Source organism: Priestia sp. YIM B13489, assembly GCF_042787645.1.
Taxonomy (GTDB): domain Bacteria; phylum Bacillota; class Bacilli; order Bacillales; family Bacillaceae_H; genus Priestia; species Priestia megaterium.
This window is the reverse complement of record NZ_JBHZOQ010000046.1, coordinates 1-18,543: the sequence shown is the minus strand read 5'-3', so window position 1 is coordinate 18,543 and position 18,543 is coordinate 1. Positions and strand designations below refer to the sequence as shown.

Here is an 18,543-nt window from a genome sequence, read left to right as displayed (position 1 = left end):
TCTACAATAGATTATGACGTTTGTTTTTGTTAGTATTGACTCATGGATTTTTTTAAGGAGAAATAAAATGGCTAGAAGTAAAGAATTCGACGAAAAAGCAGTATTAAGAAAAGCAATGGATCTTTTCTGGGAACAGGGTTATGAAAAAACATCCATGCAAGATTTGGTGGATCATATGGGGATACACCGCAGGAGTATATATGACACATTTGGTGACAAGCGTTCATTGTTTTTAGCTTCCCTTAATCACTATGAAGAGCTCATCGTCAAGAAGATGGAAAGTATAATTAGCAGCACTTCATCCACTAAACAGGCGATACGTGATGTTTTTATTTTCGTACTGAATGCCATTGAACAATACCCAAAAGGTTGTCTATCAGTAAATGCAGCCGTTGAATTATCTTTGTTGGACAAAGAAATTGGACGCATAGTTACAAAAATGTTTAACCGTACTGAAGATATGTTTAATAACCTTATAAAACGGGGCCAAACTAGTGGAGAACTATCAAAAGAAATCGATTCTGATAACACATCTCGTTTCTTACACAACAATTTGGTAGGTATAAGAGTACTAATAAAAACTAATTATGATAAAAAAGAATTAGAAGGCATCATCGCTCTAGCACTTTCAGTGTTAGACTAGCTTTCTTTTTTTGTCTTTTTTAGAACGTTCATTCTAAAATTAATATGAAACAAACCATCATAATGCATACTTATAAAATCGTATTTTTAATTTCTAAGGAGGAACACAAAAATGACAAACTTTAAAATACCAACAGAATCAGAATTTATTGAAGCAGATGGAATTCGTTACGCATATAGAAAATTTGGTACACAAGATGGTATACCAGTAGTATTTCTTGTTCATTTTAGAGGAACGATGGAAAACTGGGATCCAAATATGATTGAACCTATTGCAAATACACGCCCGGTAATCTTATTTGACAATAAAGGAGTTGGTGAGACTGATGGACTAACGCCTACTACAATTGCTGATATGGCAAAAGATACAGCAACATTTATAAAAGCTCTTGGATTAGAACAAGTTGACATTCTTGGTTTTTCCATTGGTGGCATGGTTGCACAAGAGCTAGCTTTACTAGAAGGAGATTTGGTAAGAAAAGTTATCATGGCAGGTACTTCGCCTGAATCTGGCATTAATCCAAATCCAGAGATTTTTGAGAGAATGAATCGTCACGGCGGAACAGAAGAAGATGGAATAAATGATTTTATGTTCTTTTTCTACGAGCAAACCGAAACAAGTAAATCTGCAGGAATGGCTTCACTACAAAGAATTTTCAATCAGAAAAAAGTAAACAGTTCAGAACAAGTAAAAGAGGCACAATTACAAGCCATTGCAAAATGGGCTAAACAAAAATCTAATCATGATTATGAATGGTTACAAAACATCAAACACCCTGTACTTGTTACTAATGGGGCTAATGATGTGATGGTACCGACTAAAAACAGTTATATCTTAACAGAGAAATTACCCAAAGCACAGCTGATTATATATCCTGATTCTGGTCACGGACATCTGTTTCAATTTCCAGAACTATTTGCAGAAAACGTAAATTCATTTCTTGATTCTAATTCTTACTAAAAGGGAGTATTCATATGAGCAGATTATTTGAAAAAGTTCGTATCGGAAACATTTATTTGAAAAATCGTATAGGAATGGCTCCGATGACTAGAAGTAGAGCTTTACTAGATGGTACCCCGAACGATTTAGTAGCAGAGTACTATGGTCAGCGTGCTTCAGTTGGATTAATTATAAGCGAAGGAACCCAACCTTCAGATGATGGGCAAGGTTACACTAATACGCCTGGTATTTATACAGAAAACCATATTAAAGGATGGAAAAAAGTAACTTCTAAAGTTCATAGTGAAGGCGGTCATATTTTTATTCAGCTTATGCACGTGGGACGTGTATCACACCCTGATAACACCCCCCACCATCGCCAAGCAGTTGCACCATCAGCTATTGCACCTGGTGTAGAAATTTTCACGGCAGAAGGAATGAAAGAAATTCCAACACCAAGGGAATTGAGTGAGCTTGAGATAAAAGATGTTATCAATGAGTTTCGTTTAGCAGCACGTTCAGCAATTGAAGCTGGTGCAGACGGAGTTGAAATTCACGGAGCGAATGGTTATCTGATCCAACAATTCCTTAGTGAAAACTCCAACCATCGTCAAGATGCATACGGTGGTACGATTGAGGGACGTTCTCGATTCGCTATTGAAGTAGCTAAAGCAGTTGTTGATGAAATAGGAGCAGAAAGAACAGGCATCCGTTTTTCTCCTCAAGGAACACCGCAAGGCATTGATGAGGGAGAAAATAGCCTTGAGATGTATCACTATTTAATAAGTGAATTAAATAAGCTTAGCCTTGCATATCTGCATTTAATGCACTTTGGAAACGAACAATTTCTAAAAGATGTGCGTCAACTTTGGGATCAATCACTTCTTGTTAACCGCCCAGGTCGTCCTCTAGATCAACTTTCGTCTGATTTAGATAATAATCTTGCAGATGTTATCACAGTAGGCACTTGGGTACTAGCTAATCCAGACTTTGTAGAACGGATTCAATCAGGTGCTCCCCTAAACGAACCTGGTAAAAATACGCTCTATGCAGGAGGAAAAGAAGGTTATACAGATTATCCTTTCTTAAAATAATTTATTTAATATGAATATCCCATCTAGGGATATTCATAATCTTTTTTCTTAGGTTCGTTATGAAAAGATACACGATTCAAATCTCCAGAATAAAAGCAGTTATTAGAAAAACTAATAAAGCTACCTACATAAGTTACATAATATGCTTTTTAAATCTCCAGAATAGACTTAAAAAGTCTTGTTTGATTATTGGAAGGGTAATACCAACATTCATCAACTCATCTCCTCCAAATAGCTCTCCTGTATCAACATTTTGATAAACATAATTTGGATTTAAACCTTTAAATTTTATAGTTCGAATAGGAGCTGCTGGTTGAGATAATACTTTGAAATAACTAGCTACTGCTTCGGATTGATCTTCAGAAACAAAATTCCATGCGGCTTCATTCCCATCAAAAGGGTTAAATATTCTATAAAATCTACCAAACTGAATAAGTGATCGAATTTCTTTATACAAGGTAATTTGTTGTTTAACTACAGTTTTTTCTTCATCAGTTAACTTGGTTAAATCTAGCTCATAACCAAGGTTTCCAGACATGGCGACATACCCTCTTGTTTCAAGTGGAGTAACCCTTCCAACTTGATGGTTTGGAACAGATGAAACGTGTGCTCCCATTGTGATAGGTGGATAAACAAGACTTGTACCATATTGAATTTTTAAACGGGAAATTGCATCTGTGTTATCACTTGTCCATGTTTGAGGCATATAATAGAGCATTCCTGCGTCAAAGCGCCCTCCACCACTTGAACAACTCTCAAATAATATATTTGGAAACCTTTTTGTGATTTCTTCCATTATTTTATATAACCCTAGTATATAACGATGTGCTGTTTCACGCTGTCGTTCAGGCGGTAATGCTGCTGACCCTACATCTGTCATATGACGATTCATATCCCATTTTACATAGGTTATGGAAGCACTAGATAAAATATCTGACAATGCTTTTATGACATAGTCACAGACTTCCTGCCTCGATAAATCTAAAACGAGTTGATTTCTCCCTAAGGTATGAGGGCGATCTGGTACATGTAAACACCAATCTGGATGATTTCGATATAAATTACTATCTATAGAAATCATTTCAGGTTCAAACCATAAACCAAATTCCATACCTAGATTACGCACACGATTTGCAAGATCTTCTAAGCCTTTTGGAAGTTTACGATGGTTGACTACCCAATCCCCTAATGAGCTCTTACTATCATTACGTTTTCCAAACCAGCCATCATCTAATACAAATAGTTCTATTCCTACTTTTTTTGCTTCATTAGCAATTTGTTCAATTTTGTCTGCATTAAAATCAAAATAGGTAGCTTCCCAATTATTAATTAAAATAGGACGGACGCTATCTCGAAATGGCAGGCGGCATAGCCTTTTACTATATAATTCGTGATAGATACTGGACATGTCACCTAATCCTTTTGCTGTATACACCATTACCACTTCAGGCGTTTGAAAGGTTTCCCCTGGTTCTAATAACCACGAGAAATCCAAAGGGTTAATCCCCATAGATACTCTTGTATTATGATATGGGTCTACTTGAACTTGTGCAGTAAAATTCCCACTATAAACAAGGTTAAACGCATACACTTCACCCTGATCTTCATCAGTACCTTTTCTTACTAGTGCTAAAAATGGCGCTTGTTGAGGACTGCTGGCTCCGCGGCAACTATCAACCATTTGAATTCCTGGTACAATTTTTCGTCTTTGAATATTTTTTTCGTTGCTATGAGCACCAGACAATGTGATTAATTCATATTCATCATCACGAAAGTCAACACTAGTACTTAACGCTCGAAGAAATTTCAAGTTTTGTACTCCTTTATTATCAAATCGAACAGATCTAGTGATAACATCGCGCTCTTCATACAGACTATATGTTAACGTAGCAGTCAGTCCCAGCAATTCATCTTCCATAGTAATCTCTAGTGTTTCTGCTTCATTTTCATCGTCTACATATGTAGACGGTAGCCCTTTCAAATTTGGTTTTCCTTTATAAATTTTGTATTCTTTATAACGAAGGTCTGTCACAGTAGAACCATTTTCTAGTTGTATTTGATAAGCTGGAGTTCTAAAATCACCATTTCCATATGCAGGATATTCTTGAGGTAGCGTATCTAGCGAAAACGTTCGATCTAGCGCATCTGGGTTAGGTGAAAACTCTCGATTCATAAAGATAATTTTGTTACTCCCACGGTATGAACGAACATTCTTCCCCCAGTATAAGTGGGCTAAATAGCCATCTCGTATAACTTGCATAACATAGCTCGTGTTTTTTCCTTGCAAATGAAATAAAAGTTGTTCATCATCGATGTAAATTGTCATAATAACCTCCCACGTATAAGTAAATATCGCTTATTTTAAGTTATAATATATCGGATATTATTTAGTGAAATATGTTGTATTTCTTAATGTTTCTGTATTCATTTTATTAGTTTTATTTACATATTTATATGGAATTATGTAGACTCATTATGGAACAATGTGATAACTTGCAATCATTTTCAATTCGAGGTGACAAAATGACTTTGACCTTTTCTAATCATTCACATAACAATTTAGATCTTAATTTATACACATGCGGCAGGGAAGCTTGTATCAGTAAGCATTCATATGGTCCAGCAATACGAAATGGATACATATTTCACTATATTTTAAAAGGAAAGGGTACTTTTAAAGTACACGATAAAACCTATCATCTAGGAAAAAATGAAGGATTTTTAATTGAACCAAACACTTTGATTTATTATGAAGCAGATGTGGAGGACCCTTGGGAATATACATGGATTGGTTTCAATGGGGTAAAAGCAAAAGAATATTTGAACAGATCAAATTTATGTATGGAATATCCCGTTCTTACGTTCACTCAAGACCATAAACTAATCAACTGTATGGAGAGTATCATAACGGCCTCAAGGTTAATGTCTAATAAAGATTTGCTATTAACATCAAAGCTGTATGAATTTCTATATATATTAAGTGAGCTTTATCCAAATCGTGAAATGGCCATGGAAGTAAAACAGCAAAAGTATATTGAAGATGCGTTACTCTTCATTGAACAGAATTACACGCATTATATTACTGTCAACGATATTGCTAAATATATTTCCATTGACCGTTCATATCTTTATCGATTATTTAAGCAATATCTTAATAAGTCGCCGCAAGAGTTTTTATTAAATTTAAGAATAGAAAAAGCATGTTTTCTCCTAATAAATTCTGAGCTTAAAATTGGGGATATTGCTCGATCAGTAGGTTATAATGATGTACTGCTATTTTCAAAGACATTTAAAAAAATGAAAAAGCTCACTCCTTCGGACTATAGAAAGAACCAATGATAATCGGATATAAAGTAGTACTACTACTCTATACCTTTACAAGTAGATAGTTTTTAATTATTAAATTTATCTTTATCCATCTGAATACCAACGATATGTAAAAACCAGATAAGGCTGTCGGAAAGAATTCGATAGCCTTATCTGGTTTCTATTATGCGTAATAGATTTTCTTAATTGATAATGACATGATAATTATCCAACATTTTTTTGTCTTTTCTAAAGCTATCTGCAGACATACCAATCATCTTTTTAAATACTTTGCTAAAGTAATTTGCATTGTCATATCCTGTTTCTATCGCAATTTCATGGAGTGTTTTATTTGTTTTTAGCAAGAGCTCCATTGCTTTTTCCATACGTATAGTTGTTAGAAATTGAATTGGTGTTGTGTTTGTATACTTTTGAAACTTGTTTGTAAAATAGTATTTTGACAGACCTGTATGTTCTGCAATCTCCTCTAGTGAAAGAGGTTCATGATAATGCTCCGTCATAAAGTGGATTGCGGTGCGAATGTCGTTTGGAATCTCAGGTTTAACTTGATCAAGCCCTTTCGTAAAACGGTAAAGACTCATTATAAACTCATATGCTTTGGCTGATGAAATAAAAGAGTCTCCAATGCCCTCTTTAACAGCAAATTGATAAATTTCTTTTAGTGAAAAAATTAACGGTGAAGTATCGTCTAATGTTAGATGTATTCCGAGTTGATCAATTACATAATCCCAGCATTCCTCAGCTTTTGGCCCTTCTAATGTAAGAAAGAGAAATTCCCATTCTGGACTTTTTTCTGGTAGATAATAGCAATGATCGCTTGGTATTTTTACAATAAACGCTTGGCCCGGACCAATAGTTAACGTTTGTTCACCTACTCGTATTTCACCATACCCACTCAAAGTATATTGAAAGATATAATGGTTAAGGTTGTTTTTACGCATTCGTCCATCCCAATAATAATCAGTTGATACACGCTTTTCAAACCCTATGGAAGAGATACGAGCATCTTTGGTTAATGGTTCTTTTGAATGACGATAAAGAAAACTTTGATGTTTATCATGAACTAAAGACAACAATATATTACCCTCTTTTCTATATTTTATTTACCATTGCCTGAAAATTAAAGTCTCCGTATTATAAATTATAAGAAATACATTAATAAAAATTTACCCAAAATACAACACTAACTTTCAATGGAGGATGGGATATGAAAAGAATTACGTTCAGCAGTGCAGGAAGCATCACTTCCACAAAAAACATTTTGAATTTTAATTTTATTTCCTGAATTTATTTTCGTGGATAAAACATTGTTAAATTTTACATTTTTTGTTGTACCTGTAATATAGATTCTTTTTAGTTTATTTTTAGAGGGAAATGAAAGCGTTACAAAAATAAGGGATGTTTGATGGAGAGTGAGATGTTTTTTGAAGAATCCTTATAAAATGACATATCATATAGAGCCTGATAGAGGCTTGATAAATGACCCAAATGGTTTAATTTGGTTCAAAGATAGATATTATTTTTTCCATCAATGGAATCGTTTTGATACCAATCATCAATACAAAGAGTGGGGGTTGTTTACTTCAACTAATATGATTGATTGGACTAATCAAGGTTCTGCAATTCTTCCAGATAGAGGTTTTGATCGAAATGGTGTTTATTCAGGTAGCAGTATAGAACATAAAGAAGAAATATATTTATTCTATACTGGAAACGTAAAAATTGACGGAGAGAGGAAGAGTTACCAGTGCATTAGTACCTCTAAAGATGGTCGGACTTTTATAAAAAAAGAAAATGTAATTGAAACACCAGCAGAGTTTACAGAACACTATCGAGATCCAAAAGTTTGGCGAGGAAAAAAGAACTGGTGGATGGTTGTAGGTGCTCAAACAAATGAACGAAAAGGTGCGGTTGCACTCTACTCTTCTTTTAACATGTTGGATTGGAAATATGAAAATATTTTATACGACCAACAGTTAGAAAACATGTGTGAGTGCCCAGATTTGTTTTCTATAAATGATGAAACAGATATATTGGTTTGTTGTCCTCAAGTAAGACTGGAAGAAGGTGATAACGTAATAGGTGTTTCCAGTTATGCAGCGTTTATATCTGGAAAATTTGACGAAAAAATAAAGAAATTTCTACCAAAAGGTTCTTTAGAATTACTTGACCATGGATTTGATTTCTATGCACCTCAATCTTTTGCCGATCATAAAGGAAGACGAATTATGGTGGGATGGATGTCACGAATGAACGAGGAAGAGGAGCATTTATGCCCTACTAAGCAATATGGTTATTTGCATTGTTTGACGTTGCCACGCGTTATAACATGGGAGGATGGGGAAATTAAACAAAAACCTATTGAAGAAGTGAAGCAGCTTAGGAGATGTAGACAAAGTTTTACATCCTCACAAGGTTGTTTTGAATTAGAAAGTGGACGGTTTGAACTAGAATTGACTCGAGATAATTGCACTAGTGACTTTCACTTGTTTTTGAGAAATGAAGCAGTAGAGGTTCATTATTGTGGTAAGAAAAACGTATTGTCTGTTACGCGTGAGAATTGGGCGACCAATAAAAAGGAGACGAAATCTAAGAAGGTTCAAGGTATATCACAAATGAGTATTTTTAGTGATAACTCCTCCATAGAGATATTTGTGAATGATGGGGAATGCGTTTTTTCATTAAGATACTTTACTGAGGAAGAAAATTTGAGTGTGAAATATGATGGGTTACACCCAAAAGGTGAATTACTTTATTTTTCATTATAAGGGGAGAATAGTATGAAAGATCAAGAGGTGGCCAAAAAGATTATAGAATTAGTTGGTGGAAGTGAAAATATCCATTCTGTTACACATTGTGCTACAAGACTGCGAATTATTACTGTTGATAAAGACAAATTAAATGTTAAAGAAATTGAAAACTTAGACAAAGTAAAGGGAAGTTTCTTTAATTCTGGGCAGTATCAGATTATTTTAGGAACAGGGTTAGTTAATAAGATCTATACAGAAATTATGAAGTTATTGGATGGAAATGTTCAAAATCAGCCTTCTGTTAAGAAAGAAGGTAATCGCTTTCAACGCGGTGTTCGGGTTTTCGGAGACATCTTTGTTCCTATTATACCTGTCTTAGTAGCGACTGGTTTATTTATGGGATTTAGAAGTTTAATAACCCAGGAAGCTGTCCTAGAATTAGTAGGCTTAACAACCAAAAGCGTTCCGAAGGAATTGTTGCTATTTACACAAGTTTTAACAGATACAGCTTTCGCCTTTTTACCTGCTCTAATTTGTTGGTCAACGTTTAAAGTTTTTGGTGGTAACCCTGTATTAGGAATTGTCCTAGGATTAATGCTTGTTAATCCAGCATTACCAAATGCATACGCAGTAGGACAGAAATTAGAAGATCCATTAGTGTTTTTCGGCTTTATTAAAGTTGTAGGATATCAAGGTTCTGTACTGCCTGCGTTTATTACAGGAATTGTCGCATCTAAACTCGAACAGTTTTTACGAACAAAAATACCGAATTCACTTGATCTTATACTCACACCATTTTTAACACTACTTTCTGGTATTACATTAGCACTTTTTATTATTGGTCCTATCTTCCACGGAGTAGAATTACTTGTTTTGCATGGGGTTGAATTTTTACTTGAGTTACCATATGGAATTGGAGGTTTAATTTATGGAAGCTTTAGTCAGTTACTTGGTATTTTTGGAATTCACCACATTATAAGTTTTTTAGAGATCAATATGCTTACACAGACTGGTTGGAACAAGTTAAATGCAATTGCACCTGGAAATGTCGCTCAAGCTGGTGCAGTGTTGGCAGTGGCACTTAAAACCCTTTCGCCAAAAACAAAACAAATTGCCTATCCATCTAGCTTGTCTGCAGCTTTAGGTATAACCGAACCAGCAGTTTTTGGTGTAACACTTCCTTTAGTGAAACCTTTTATTATGTCAATGATAGGTGGAGGAGTTGGAGGGTTCCTAGCCTCTATCTTGCATTTAAAAGCCACAGGAATGGCGCTAACAGGTATTCCTGGAATGTTACTATATTTAAATAATCAATTGCCCCTTTATATACTTGTAAACGTTGTTGCTTTCTCTGTGTCATTTGTTTTGACCTATACAATAGGTTACCAACACTCAATGGAGAAGAAAACAAAGTAAAATGGCTATCTGTCAAATGTTCATCTACTAACTAAGATGAAGATAGTGAATATAACTATAGTATGGAAAACATAAAAACAACCTTATCGGACGTAAGATGGTATGACCAAACAATTTAAAAGGTCTGTATCGATAAATATATGGAGACAAGAATATTATATTTATCCGATATGTGGACCATCCAATGATCCTAATGTTTTAAGGGAGGAATATAATCATGTTAAAAGGGCTTTTCAAAAAGAAAAATATTACTCAAATAGAGGAAATATTTGCACCACTATATGGAGATATCATCCCTTTATCAAAAGTTCCTGATCCTGTATTTTCAAAAAAGATGATGGGAGACGGAATTGCTATTATTCCAAAGAGTGGGAAAGTTGTGTCGCCGGTTAACGGTCAAGTTATCCAAGTATTCCCTACAAAACATGCTATTGGAATTCGCTCTGAAAAAGGGCTTGAATTACTTATCCATATCGGCTTAGAAACTGTCGAATTAAATGGAGAAGGCTTCGAAGTACTTGTGAATACCGATGAACCTATTAAGGCAGGGGACCCTTTAGTAAAAGTAAATTTAGAATATTTAAAAAGTAAAAAGAAGGATATTGTTACTCCTATTATTATTACAAATATGGAGAAGGTTTTGGAAATTGAAGCAAGTCAAGAGAGAGTAACTAACTTTGGGGATGTAATATTTAATTGCAGTATGAAATAATACTTTAAAAACGGAGAAGAGAACATAGAAGTAACTCTAATGTTTTCTTTTCTATTTTTTAGTTTAGCTAAATACGATTGTTGCTAGCGTCTTATTCTTATAAGAATCCTTTCAACTCTATCACTTAATTGGTAGAGATATAGTTATCATTGGCGTGGTTAGGACAAATTTTGTTGGTGCAAAGAGTAAAAAAAGATAAAACTTATATTTATAAAAAGTAAGTTTTATCTTTTACATTTAGTGGCGAAAAATAGGTTATTTTTGATCTTAAACTTAAAGGAGAAAACACACGAATGAGTTCTGTGCTGTTAGGAAAATAATGGTCTTCAACTTTTGGTTAAAAATTCTTTACTGAACGTTCTTAAATTGATATACTCAAAACAAGTTAGATCTAACAGTTTTTTTACCCAATTAAGAATGATCATTCTCAAAATACCTAAAGAATTTATTGAGAGAGAATGAATAGTATAAAATTGTTGCACTCTAAGTGCGTCAAATAGTTCTAAATATTTTCTCAGAAATACGAGATAATACTTTCTAAGGTGGGAGTACATGGCTAGAAATAAAGAATTTGATGAAAAAGAAGCATTAAGGAGAGCAATGGAGCTTTTCTGGCAACAGGGGTATGAAAAAACATCCATGCAAGATTTAGTGAACTATATGGGCATTCACCGTAGAAGTATCTATGATACATTCGGGGATAAACATACTTTATTTATTCGAGCCCTAAGTCATTATGTAGAAGTAATGGATGAAAGAATTAAAAATAACATAAAACCAGAATTAACGGTTAAGCAGGCTATACGAAAATTATTTAAAATGGTTATTTATCCAAATGATAAACAGCCAAAAGGGTGTTTAACAGTAAACACAGCAGTTGAATTATCGTTACTCGATCAAGAAGTATCTGAAAAAGTTACAGAGACTTTTATAAAGACCGAAACCTTATTATTTGATCTACTGAAACATGGTCAAGAACAAGGAGAAATCCCTGAACACTATGATATCAAAGGGCTTTCTAAATTTATTCATAATTCCCTTGTAGGAATACGAGTATTAGCAAAAACAACAGATAATAAGAAAGAATTAGAAACCATTATTGATTTGACTTTATCAATACTGGACTAAGATATATCTTGTTATTTAAATAAACTAATTAACACCAATCTGAATATATTTTTAAGGAGAGAATGAATATGAAGTACACAGTTATTACAGGAGCAAGCTCAGGTATAGGATATGAAACTGTCCTAGAATTTGCTGCTCGCGGCAAAAACTTAATTATTGTAGCTAGAAGATTAGATAAATTAGAAGGTCTTAAATCAGCCATTCAGAATATAAATCCTGATTTAGATGTTATTATTCGTACAAGTGATCTATCTGTCACAGATCAGGTATATACACTGTACAACAGTTTAAAGGAGTATCAAATTGAGACTTGGATTAATAATGCTGGAATTGGTGAATCCTCTTCTGTAACAGATCAGAATTTAGATAAGGTAGAAAACATGTTACGTCTTAATATAGAGTCATTGACAATCCTTTCTACACTATTTGCGCGAGACTATTCTCATGTAGAGGGAACTCAATTAATTAACGTATCTTCAGCACTCGGATATGCAATTTATGTTGGTAGTATTACTTACTCTGCATCTAAATATTTTGTTAGTGCATTCACAGAAGGGCTTGCAAAAGAACTCGAACAGAAAGGTGCGAAAATGAAGGTGAAGATTTTAGCACCAGCAATGACGGAAACAGAATTCGCGAAATCTGCAAGTGATATGAAAGAATTTGATTATAAAGCAAATGTCCCTATGTATCACACAGCTAAGCAAATGGCTGGTTTTATGATGGAACTTTATGACAGAGATAAAGTGGTAGGGATTGTAGATGTAAACTATGAATTCAAATTAAGAGATCAAATTTATCCAATACTAGGCGCATAATTTGTCACCAAAAGTTTTAAACTAAAGAAACGGAAATAATCTGTGAGGATGAGAAATATAAATTTCTTTACAGTATCGTTTCAAAAAAATTTAATCAATTGAGAATGAACGTTCTAAAAAATAACAGTACCAAATGGATCATAAAGATGCTGTTGTAAGTATTTAAGTTTTTGGTGGTGGGTTGATCCTAAAATAGGGAGGCAGACATCTCCTAAAATAAGATTCCCTCCACCTAAATGATTGGAATAACATAAGATCTTATAAAAAGAATTATATTGAGGATAGAAAAATGAAGCAGACAGCAAAAATAATAAAAATAAGGTAAAGAAACTTAATAAATGCAACTCAACGGAAGGGTGCTGATAAAAAAATGAAAACACTCATGAAAGCAGCTCAGATCACCAAGTACTCAAAAAATATCCATGCCCAAGTAAATGACATTCCAATCCCAGAAATCGATGACAACGAAGTCTTGGTAAAAGTCAAAGCTGCGGCGGTCAACCCACTTGAAATATTAAATATTACAGGAAGCGTAAAACTAATTCAAGATTATGAAATGCCTCTTACATTAGGAAATGAACTAACTGGAATAGTTGAAAAAGTTGGTGAAAATGCACATGAATTTAAGGTAGGAGATTCTATTTATACGAGACTCCCTATTGAGAAGATTGGAGCATTTGCAGAGTATGTTGCAGTTGATGCAGCAGCCATCCGGCATTTGCCGAAAAATTTAGATTATGTCACTGGAGCTGCTGCACCTCTAACTGGTTTGACGGCATTTCAAGGGTTAACAGAAGAGTTAGAAGCGAAAAAAGAGCAAACAGTGTTCATTCCAGGAGGATCCGGAAGCTTTGGCCAAATGGCTGTTCCAATTGCTAAAGAAATGGGATTGAAGGTCATTGTTTCTGGGAGTCCTTCTGCTAAAGAAAGGACGTTGAATGCTGGTGCGGATCAATATATAGATTACACGAAGGAAAATTATTGGGAAATATTAGACAAAGTTGATTATGTTATTGATACACTCGGTGCAGATGAATTTGACAGAGAGTTGTCCATTATCAAATCAGGTGGTCGCTTACTAAGTCTTCGTACAGGACCAAATAAGCAGTTTGCAATAGATGGAGGTTTTCCCAAATGGAAACAAATCCTTTTTGGACTAGTTGGTGCTAAATTTGATAGGAAAGCAAAAAAACAGGCTGTTCAATATCGCTTTCTTTTCGTAAGAGCTGATGGAAAGCAGTTAGAAAAAATTACGAACATTATTGAAGAAAACAATATTGTTCCAGCTATCGATCCTACTAATTTTACAATTGATAACATTAACGAAGCACTAAACTTAGTTGCAAATGGTCATCCAAAAGGAAAAGTGGTTATTAAATTTTGAAGGTAAGTAGGAGGAGGAGCAATGTCGATTTATTATTCTTATATTGACGCACCTAACTTATTCATTCAGCAACAGAATGGTAAAAGGTATGCGTATAGAGAATTAGGAGAAAAAAAAGGAACCCCTATTATGTTATTGACACATCTATCAGCTAATCTTGATAATTGGGATTCAAGGGTTATCGATGGTCTTGCTAAAAGTCATTGGGTCATCGCATTTGATAACACAGGGGTCGGACTATCCAATGGTGAAGTACCAAACAACATCCCTCAAATGGCAGATGATGCTATCACATTTATAAAACTATTAGGATTTTTAAAGGTTGATTTGATTGCTTTGTCTATGGGCGGAATGATTGCGCAAGAATTAATTTCAAAAGAACCAAACTTGGTAAGAAAGGTGGTATTAGTTGGTACGGGACCTCGAGGAGGAAAAGGGATTTCTAATGTCAGCCGTATTACTAATCTTGATCTTGTCCGTGCTGCCTTGACTTTTAAAGACGTCAAGACCTATCTGTTTTTTCCAACCACAGATAATGGTAAGAAAAAGGCTAAGGAATTTCTAACTCAAATAAAAAAAAGGAAAAAACATCGAGATAAAACAATTAGTTTAAAAGCTTATAGAAAACAATTAGATGCAATCACTAAATGGGGTAAAGAGAAGCCTGCAGATCTATCCAAAATTGTTCAGCCAACATTAATAATAAACGGAGATAATGATCGCATGGTTCCAACAGAAAATTCATATGACTTATCAAATAGAATTCCTAATAGTAAGATAATAATATTTAATCATGCAGGACATGGTTCTTTATTTCAATATCCAAAAGAGTTTGTCGAAATTGTACTAACATTTTTAAGCTAATGAACATTAAAATACAGACTATCCTTTTGAAAATATGAATATTAGTCTTCGTTTATCAATTATAATCAAAAGTGAAGGATGAGCATCCATCTCCATAATTAAAACAACGATCCTGGCAAAAAATATTGAATTATTTTAGCAAATATACATTCATATTTTTTGCTAAAATTTTTTTGGAAAGAAAGGAATCAAAATATTACCATGGATACCTTGTGCTGTTGCCCAACGATAGTTATATAAACCCCAAATTTCTTCATGGTCAGCAACTTTTTAATAAAATATTCATATCTTATATTGGGGAGTTGTTTAATGGCCAATTCAAATTCTTCTTTATTCATTATATTTTCCTCCACAACAACTCAAAGAGCTGATAATACGTGAATCTTATCGATTAACGAATAGTTTAGAGTGTTTGTTAGAATCATTATTTGAAGAAAAAGATCATTTATTACATTCTAAATTTAGTGCTGATACTGCTACGGCAGCCTATCTCACCATTCTAGATGGATTATTTGTAGAGATGTTGTATGGGGGAAGATTAGAGCGTTTAGAGAAAAGAATCTCTTCAACTTGGGATGTCTTTTGTCAAGGAATTAAGCGTAGTAAACGAGCATATGTATAAAAGGTGCACTTCTTATACATTAGTTTCTCAACCACCTACTGAAAAAACGTTGATAAATGAACAGTGTATAAAAAGATGCATACTCCGGAAAAAGAATCCTTGGTGAAATCTTACTGCCCCAAGGGTTCTTTTGCTTGCTTGGTTCCGGAAAGAGACATTATGTTAACTAACGTTGTATACCCTATACAGCGTAAAAACAGAAAAATCCACTGGACCTAATCAGTGGATTTTTCTATCCTCGTAAGGAATGGAGAGCTATTTTATGATACCTCACGGCGTCTTGGGTAGTTTGCTCGAATAATAATAACTTATTCATTTTTAAGAACTTTTGTTAGAAGTACTATCTGATTATGCAACTCGTTCTTAGTAGGTAAATGTCTACAGTTATCATAATCTGCAATTAGACATTTAACCTCCCTATAGAATAGGAAATGTTCATAGTTATCGAGCATATTTTCTCCTCCTGATGCTATCCCTATCTTTTATTTGTACCCCTTCAACACTTTCTTCTAACACATGATTTCCGATAAATGACATTATGGTAACTAACCTTTCATATTATATACAGCCTGAAAATAGAAGAAACTACCTTGCTGCATGGGGTAGTTTCTTCTGCTCTATTGCAGCATTACCCCTTACTCTTTTGTTTCACTATGGATAACACAAAAGAAAGGATTAATAGCCCTACAAAGAAGGAGAAGGAAAAAATAAGATTTGAAGAAATCTCTAATAAACGACTGGATATGGAAGGACCAAAAGACATCCCTAAAAAGTTGAAGAGATTGTATACCCCTATCCCCATCGACATTTTCTCCTTCTCTATTGTATGAGGAATTTCAATGTTAATAATTACAGTTAGAGCACTAAAACTTATATAGATAAATAATACTCCTAGCGTGATCATAACCATAGAATGAAGACCAAGAAAGATTAGAATGCCAAAACCTATTAATTGTACACCAATAGATATAACCATTAATTTCTTATTACTTATAAAATGAACAGCTTTCCTCACAAGTAGACTAATCAAAAAGCCTACTATTGAGATACTACATAAGATGAAACCAATTAGGATAACTGATACATGAAATGTTCGAATGGCTTGTAAAGGAAAAAGAAACAAAATAGCTACCATGGCTGCATTATTAATAAAACTAATTAAGATTAATTTGTTAAAAGAATAAGATCGGAATACGGAAAAATCAATAAATAACAAGACTCCTTGTTTTTTACTATGCAAGCCCAATAAGAGGATAGAAAGGACGCTTAGAATAAGCAAATATCCATTTAATTTTATTCCTAAGATAAAAGAAATAACAAAGAGAAGTAAATAAAACAATCCGGAAAAATCAAAGGGTTTAGTTACTTTCTCGCTACCAGCATATCCAGAGGGGATAAAGTAGTATAGGCCAAAAACTGTGAGTAAAGTCAGGCTCATAAATAAGAATAAGGATGGCCACCCCCATATATGGGTTAGTATTCCTCCCATCAAAAAACCAAATCCAGAACCTAGAGACAAACACCCTCCTATTAATGTAAGAGTGACATTTCGTTTAGCTAAAGGAAGATATTGATTTGCTGTGATCATGGATAAAGCAATAAAAGAACTGCCCCCCATAGCTTGAATAATACGGCCTATCAGAACTCCAATATATCCATTAGATAAATAGCCTATTACTGAACCTAAAGTGAATAAAAGGACACCAATCATTAATAATTTTTTAATCTGAATGTAGGAAGATAATTTGCTATATGTAATTGAGCCAAAAGTAATAACCAATGTATAAGAAATAACAATCCAACTGATTGCAGAGCTCGTAACACTCAGATCTTTTGTCATATCCTCAAGAGCTACGTTAAATAAAATAGCATTAATGACACCAGATAGAACAATGAAACATAACGTTACAATGAGATAATTCATCCTGTTTTTCATAAATAACTCCTCTTTAATCAAATAGTCATAAAACTTTAAAACTAATTAGTAAAAAAAAAGCTACTTTATAATGTAGCCAAAAATCCAGGAAGGTATTGTTTAAACATTTCAGTATTCAAAGAAACGTATTTAGTTACACCTTCTCGTTTAATTGTTACCAGCTGTGCATCAGATAAAATTTTCAAATGATAAGAACCATTCGATTTACTAATCCCTAAACTCCTTCCAATATCTGTACATCGCGGGCAATTTTCTTCTTGAGATAAGATACGAATAATATTTATTCTCTTTTCATCTGCTAATGCATTAAATATTTTAACTCTTTGAAGATCATTTGTTTGTTCTAAAGTCATAGAACTATTATATAATAAACAACCAGATTGTCAAATATCGTTATTTTCCTTAACAATAACTGCTTCAATTTATTTTTAGTACCTAGAATCGTGATTATGGTGCGACAAGAAGTTGCTTTCTCACAGCGTAGCTAGCGCTACTCATCTAGACGCAAAGATGGTCTCCATCCGAAACGGCATGCTTGGTAACGAGTCTGTCGGTTGCATGAGGAAATGCGGAAACAGAGGACAAATGCATGGTCCAGAACACTGCTAGGAGAAGATAGGTATGGTAAACGAAAGTGAAGGTTTGTAAGCTTCGTCAAGGTTAGCTCAAGATAATGCATAAGTCTCGCTTGGGTCTTGGTAAGAGGAAAAGTAGAATCATAATGCTACTCTGATGCGTCCCGCATCTTACCCGGAGTAAAGAACCTGCCTTCCCCTATTGCATCTGTAGAAAGTGGAACTTGGTAAGCCCTATGTCATCTGCATAAGCAGTAGGATGACTGCAAAGTCAAACAATGTGACAGAGGGTATGGGATATGAGAAAAAGCGAAAGCCGTTACCCTGAAAAGGAA

At 34.1% G+C, this 18,543-nt stretch carries 15 protein-coding genes and 1 pseudogene; 11 read left to right on the top strand and 5 right to left on the bottom strand.

Annotation, left to right across the window (positions count from 1 at the left end; genetic code table 11):
* The first annotated feature begins 67 nt into the window (after nt 1-67).
* The 3 genes from ACFX4W_RS05130 (at nt 68) to ACFX4W_RS05120 (ending at nt 2,676) form a co-directional block, all read left to right on the top strand.
* Complete coding sequence (locus ACFX4W_RS05130; RefSeq protein WP_377559120.1) at nt 68-643, top strand: TetR/AcrR family transcriptional regulator; 576 nt, start codon at nt 68-70, stop codon at nt 641-643.
* A 111-nt stretch (nt 644-754) separates the two neighbouring features.
* Nucleotides 755-1,603, top strand: a complete 849-nt coding sequence (locus ACFX4W_RS05125) for an alpha/beta fold hydrolase (RefSeq protein ID WP_377559122.1) — start codon at nt 755-757, stop codon at nt 1,601-1,603.
* A 14-nt stretch (nt 1,604-1,617) separates the two neighbouring features.
* Complete coding sequence (locus ACFX4W_RS05120) at nt 1,618-2,676, top strand: alkene reductase (RefSeq protein WP_377559124.1); 1,059 nt, start codon at nt 1,618-1,620, stop codon at nt 2,674-2,676.
* A gap of 133 nt (nt 2,677-2,809) precedes the next feature.
* Here ACFX4W_RS05120 and ACFX4W_RS05115 read toward each other — a convergent pair whose 3' ends face one another.
* Nucleotides 2,810-5,002: an alpha-galactosidase gene (locus tag ACFX4W_RS05115; protein WP_377559126.1), complete on the bottom strand. Its 2,193-nt coding sequence runs from the start codon at nt 5,000-5,002 to the stop codon at nt 2,810-2,812.
* A 197-nt stretch (nt 5,003-5,199) separates the two neighbouring features.
* On the opposite strand from ACFX4W_RS05115, the gene ACFX4W_RS05110 reads away from it, so the two are divergent.
* Entirely contained in the window at nt 5,200-6,015 is an 816-nt protein-coding gene (locus tag ACFX4W_RS05110; RefSeq protein WP_377559127.1) for an AraC family transcriptional regulator, read from the top strand.
* A gap of 170 nt (nt 6,016-6,185) precedes the next feature.
* Here the strand turns inward: ACFX4W_RS05110 and ACFX4W_RS05105 are convergent, their stop codons facing one another.
* The gene (locus tag ACFX4W_RS05105) at nt 6,186-7,079 is read right to left on the bottom strand and encodes an AraC family transcriptional regulator (RefSeq protein WP_377559129.1); all 894 of its coding nucleotides are present in this window, start codon (nt 7,077-7,079) and stop codon (nt 6,186-6,188) included.
* Nucleotides 7,080-7,427: 348 nt separating this feature from the next.
* On the opposite strand from ACFX4W_RS05105, the gene ACFX4W_RS05100 reads away from it, so the two are divergent.
* The 7 genes and pseudogenes from ACFX4W_RS05100 to ACFX4W_RS05070 all read left to right on the top strand — a co-directional run bounded on the left by ACFX4W_RS05100 (nt 7,428) and on the right by ACFX4W_RS05070 (nt 15,075).
* On the top strand, nt 7,428-8,771 hold the full coding sequence (locus tag ACFX4W_RS05100) for a glycoside hydrolase family 32 protein (RefSeq protein WP_377559131.1): 1,344 nt from the start codon (nt 7,428-7,430) through the stop codon (nt 8,769-8,771).
* Between the two features lie 12 nt (nt 8,772-8,783).
* Nucleotides 8,784-10,169, top strand: coding sequence for a PTS transporter subunit EIIC (locus ACFX4W_RS05095; RefSeq protein WP_377256974.1), 1,386 nt, complete (start codon nt 8,784-8,786; stop codon nt 10,167-10,169).
* 262 nt (nt 10,170-10,431) lie between these two features.
* Nucleotides 10,432-10,881 (top strand): annotated as a pseudogene (locus tag ACFX4W_RS05090) (PTS sugar transporter subunit IIA); the annotation flags it as partial.
* Between the two features lie 552 nt (nt 10,882-11,433).
* Nucleotides 11,434-12,009: a TetR/AcrR family transcriptional regulator gene (locus ACFX4W_RS05085; protein ID WP_377256971.1), complete on the top strand. Its 576-nt coding sequence runs from the start codon at nt 11,434-11,436 to the stop codon at nt 12,007-12,009.
* A 68-nt stretch (nt 12,010-12,077) separates the two neighbouring features.
* The gene (locus ACFX4W_RS05080; RefSeq protein WP_377256968.1) at nt 12,078-12,827 is read left to right on the top strand and encodes an SDR family NAD(P)-dependent oxidoreductase; all 750 of its coding nucleotides are present in this window, start codon (nt 12,078-12,080) and stop codon (nt 12,825-12,827) included.
* A gap of 370 nt (nt 12,828-13,197) precedes the next feature.
* A complete protein-coding gene (locus ACFX4W_RS05075; protein WP_377559134.1) occupies nt 13,198-14,211 on the top strand; it encodes an NADP-dependent oxidoreductase in 1,014 nt (337 codons plus the stop codon).
* Between the two features lie 21 nt (nt 14,212-14,232).
* Complete coding sequence (locus tag ACFX4W_RS05070; protein WP_377559136.1) at nt 14,233-15,075, top strand: alpha/beta fold hydrolase; 843 nt, start codon at nt 14,233-14,235, stop codon at nt 15,073-15,075.
* A 188-nt stretch (nt 15,076-15,263) separates the two neighbouring features.
* Here ACFX4W_RS05070 and ACFX4W_RS05065 read toward each other — a convergent pair whose 3' ends face one another.
* The 3 genes from ACFX4W_RS05065 to ACFX4W_RS05055 form a co-directional block, all read right to left on the bottom strand.
* Nucleotides 15,264-15,413: a hypothetical protein gene (locus tag ACFX4W_RS05065; protein ID WP_377256959.1), complete on the bottom strand. Its 150-nt coding sequence runs from the start codon at nt 15,411-15,413 to the stop codon at nt 15,264-15,266.
* Between the two features lie 912 nt (nt 15,414-16,325).
* On the bottom strand, nt 16,326-17,633 hold the full coding sequence (locus ACFX4W_RS05060; protein ID WP_377559281.1) for an MFS transporter: 1,308 nt from the start codon (nt 17,631-17,633) through the stop codon (nt 16,326-16,328).
* A gap of 65 nt (nt 17,634-17,698) precedes the next feature.
* Nucleotides 17,699-17,986 carry an ArsR/SmtB family transcription factor gene (locus ACFX4W_RS05055; protein ID WP_034651793.1) on the bottom strand — a complete coding sequence of 96 codons (288 nt, stop codon included), beginning with the start codon at nt 17,984-17,986 and terminating at the stop codon, nt 17,699-17,701.
* Between the last annotated feature and the right edge of the window lie 557 nt (nt 17,987-18,543).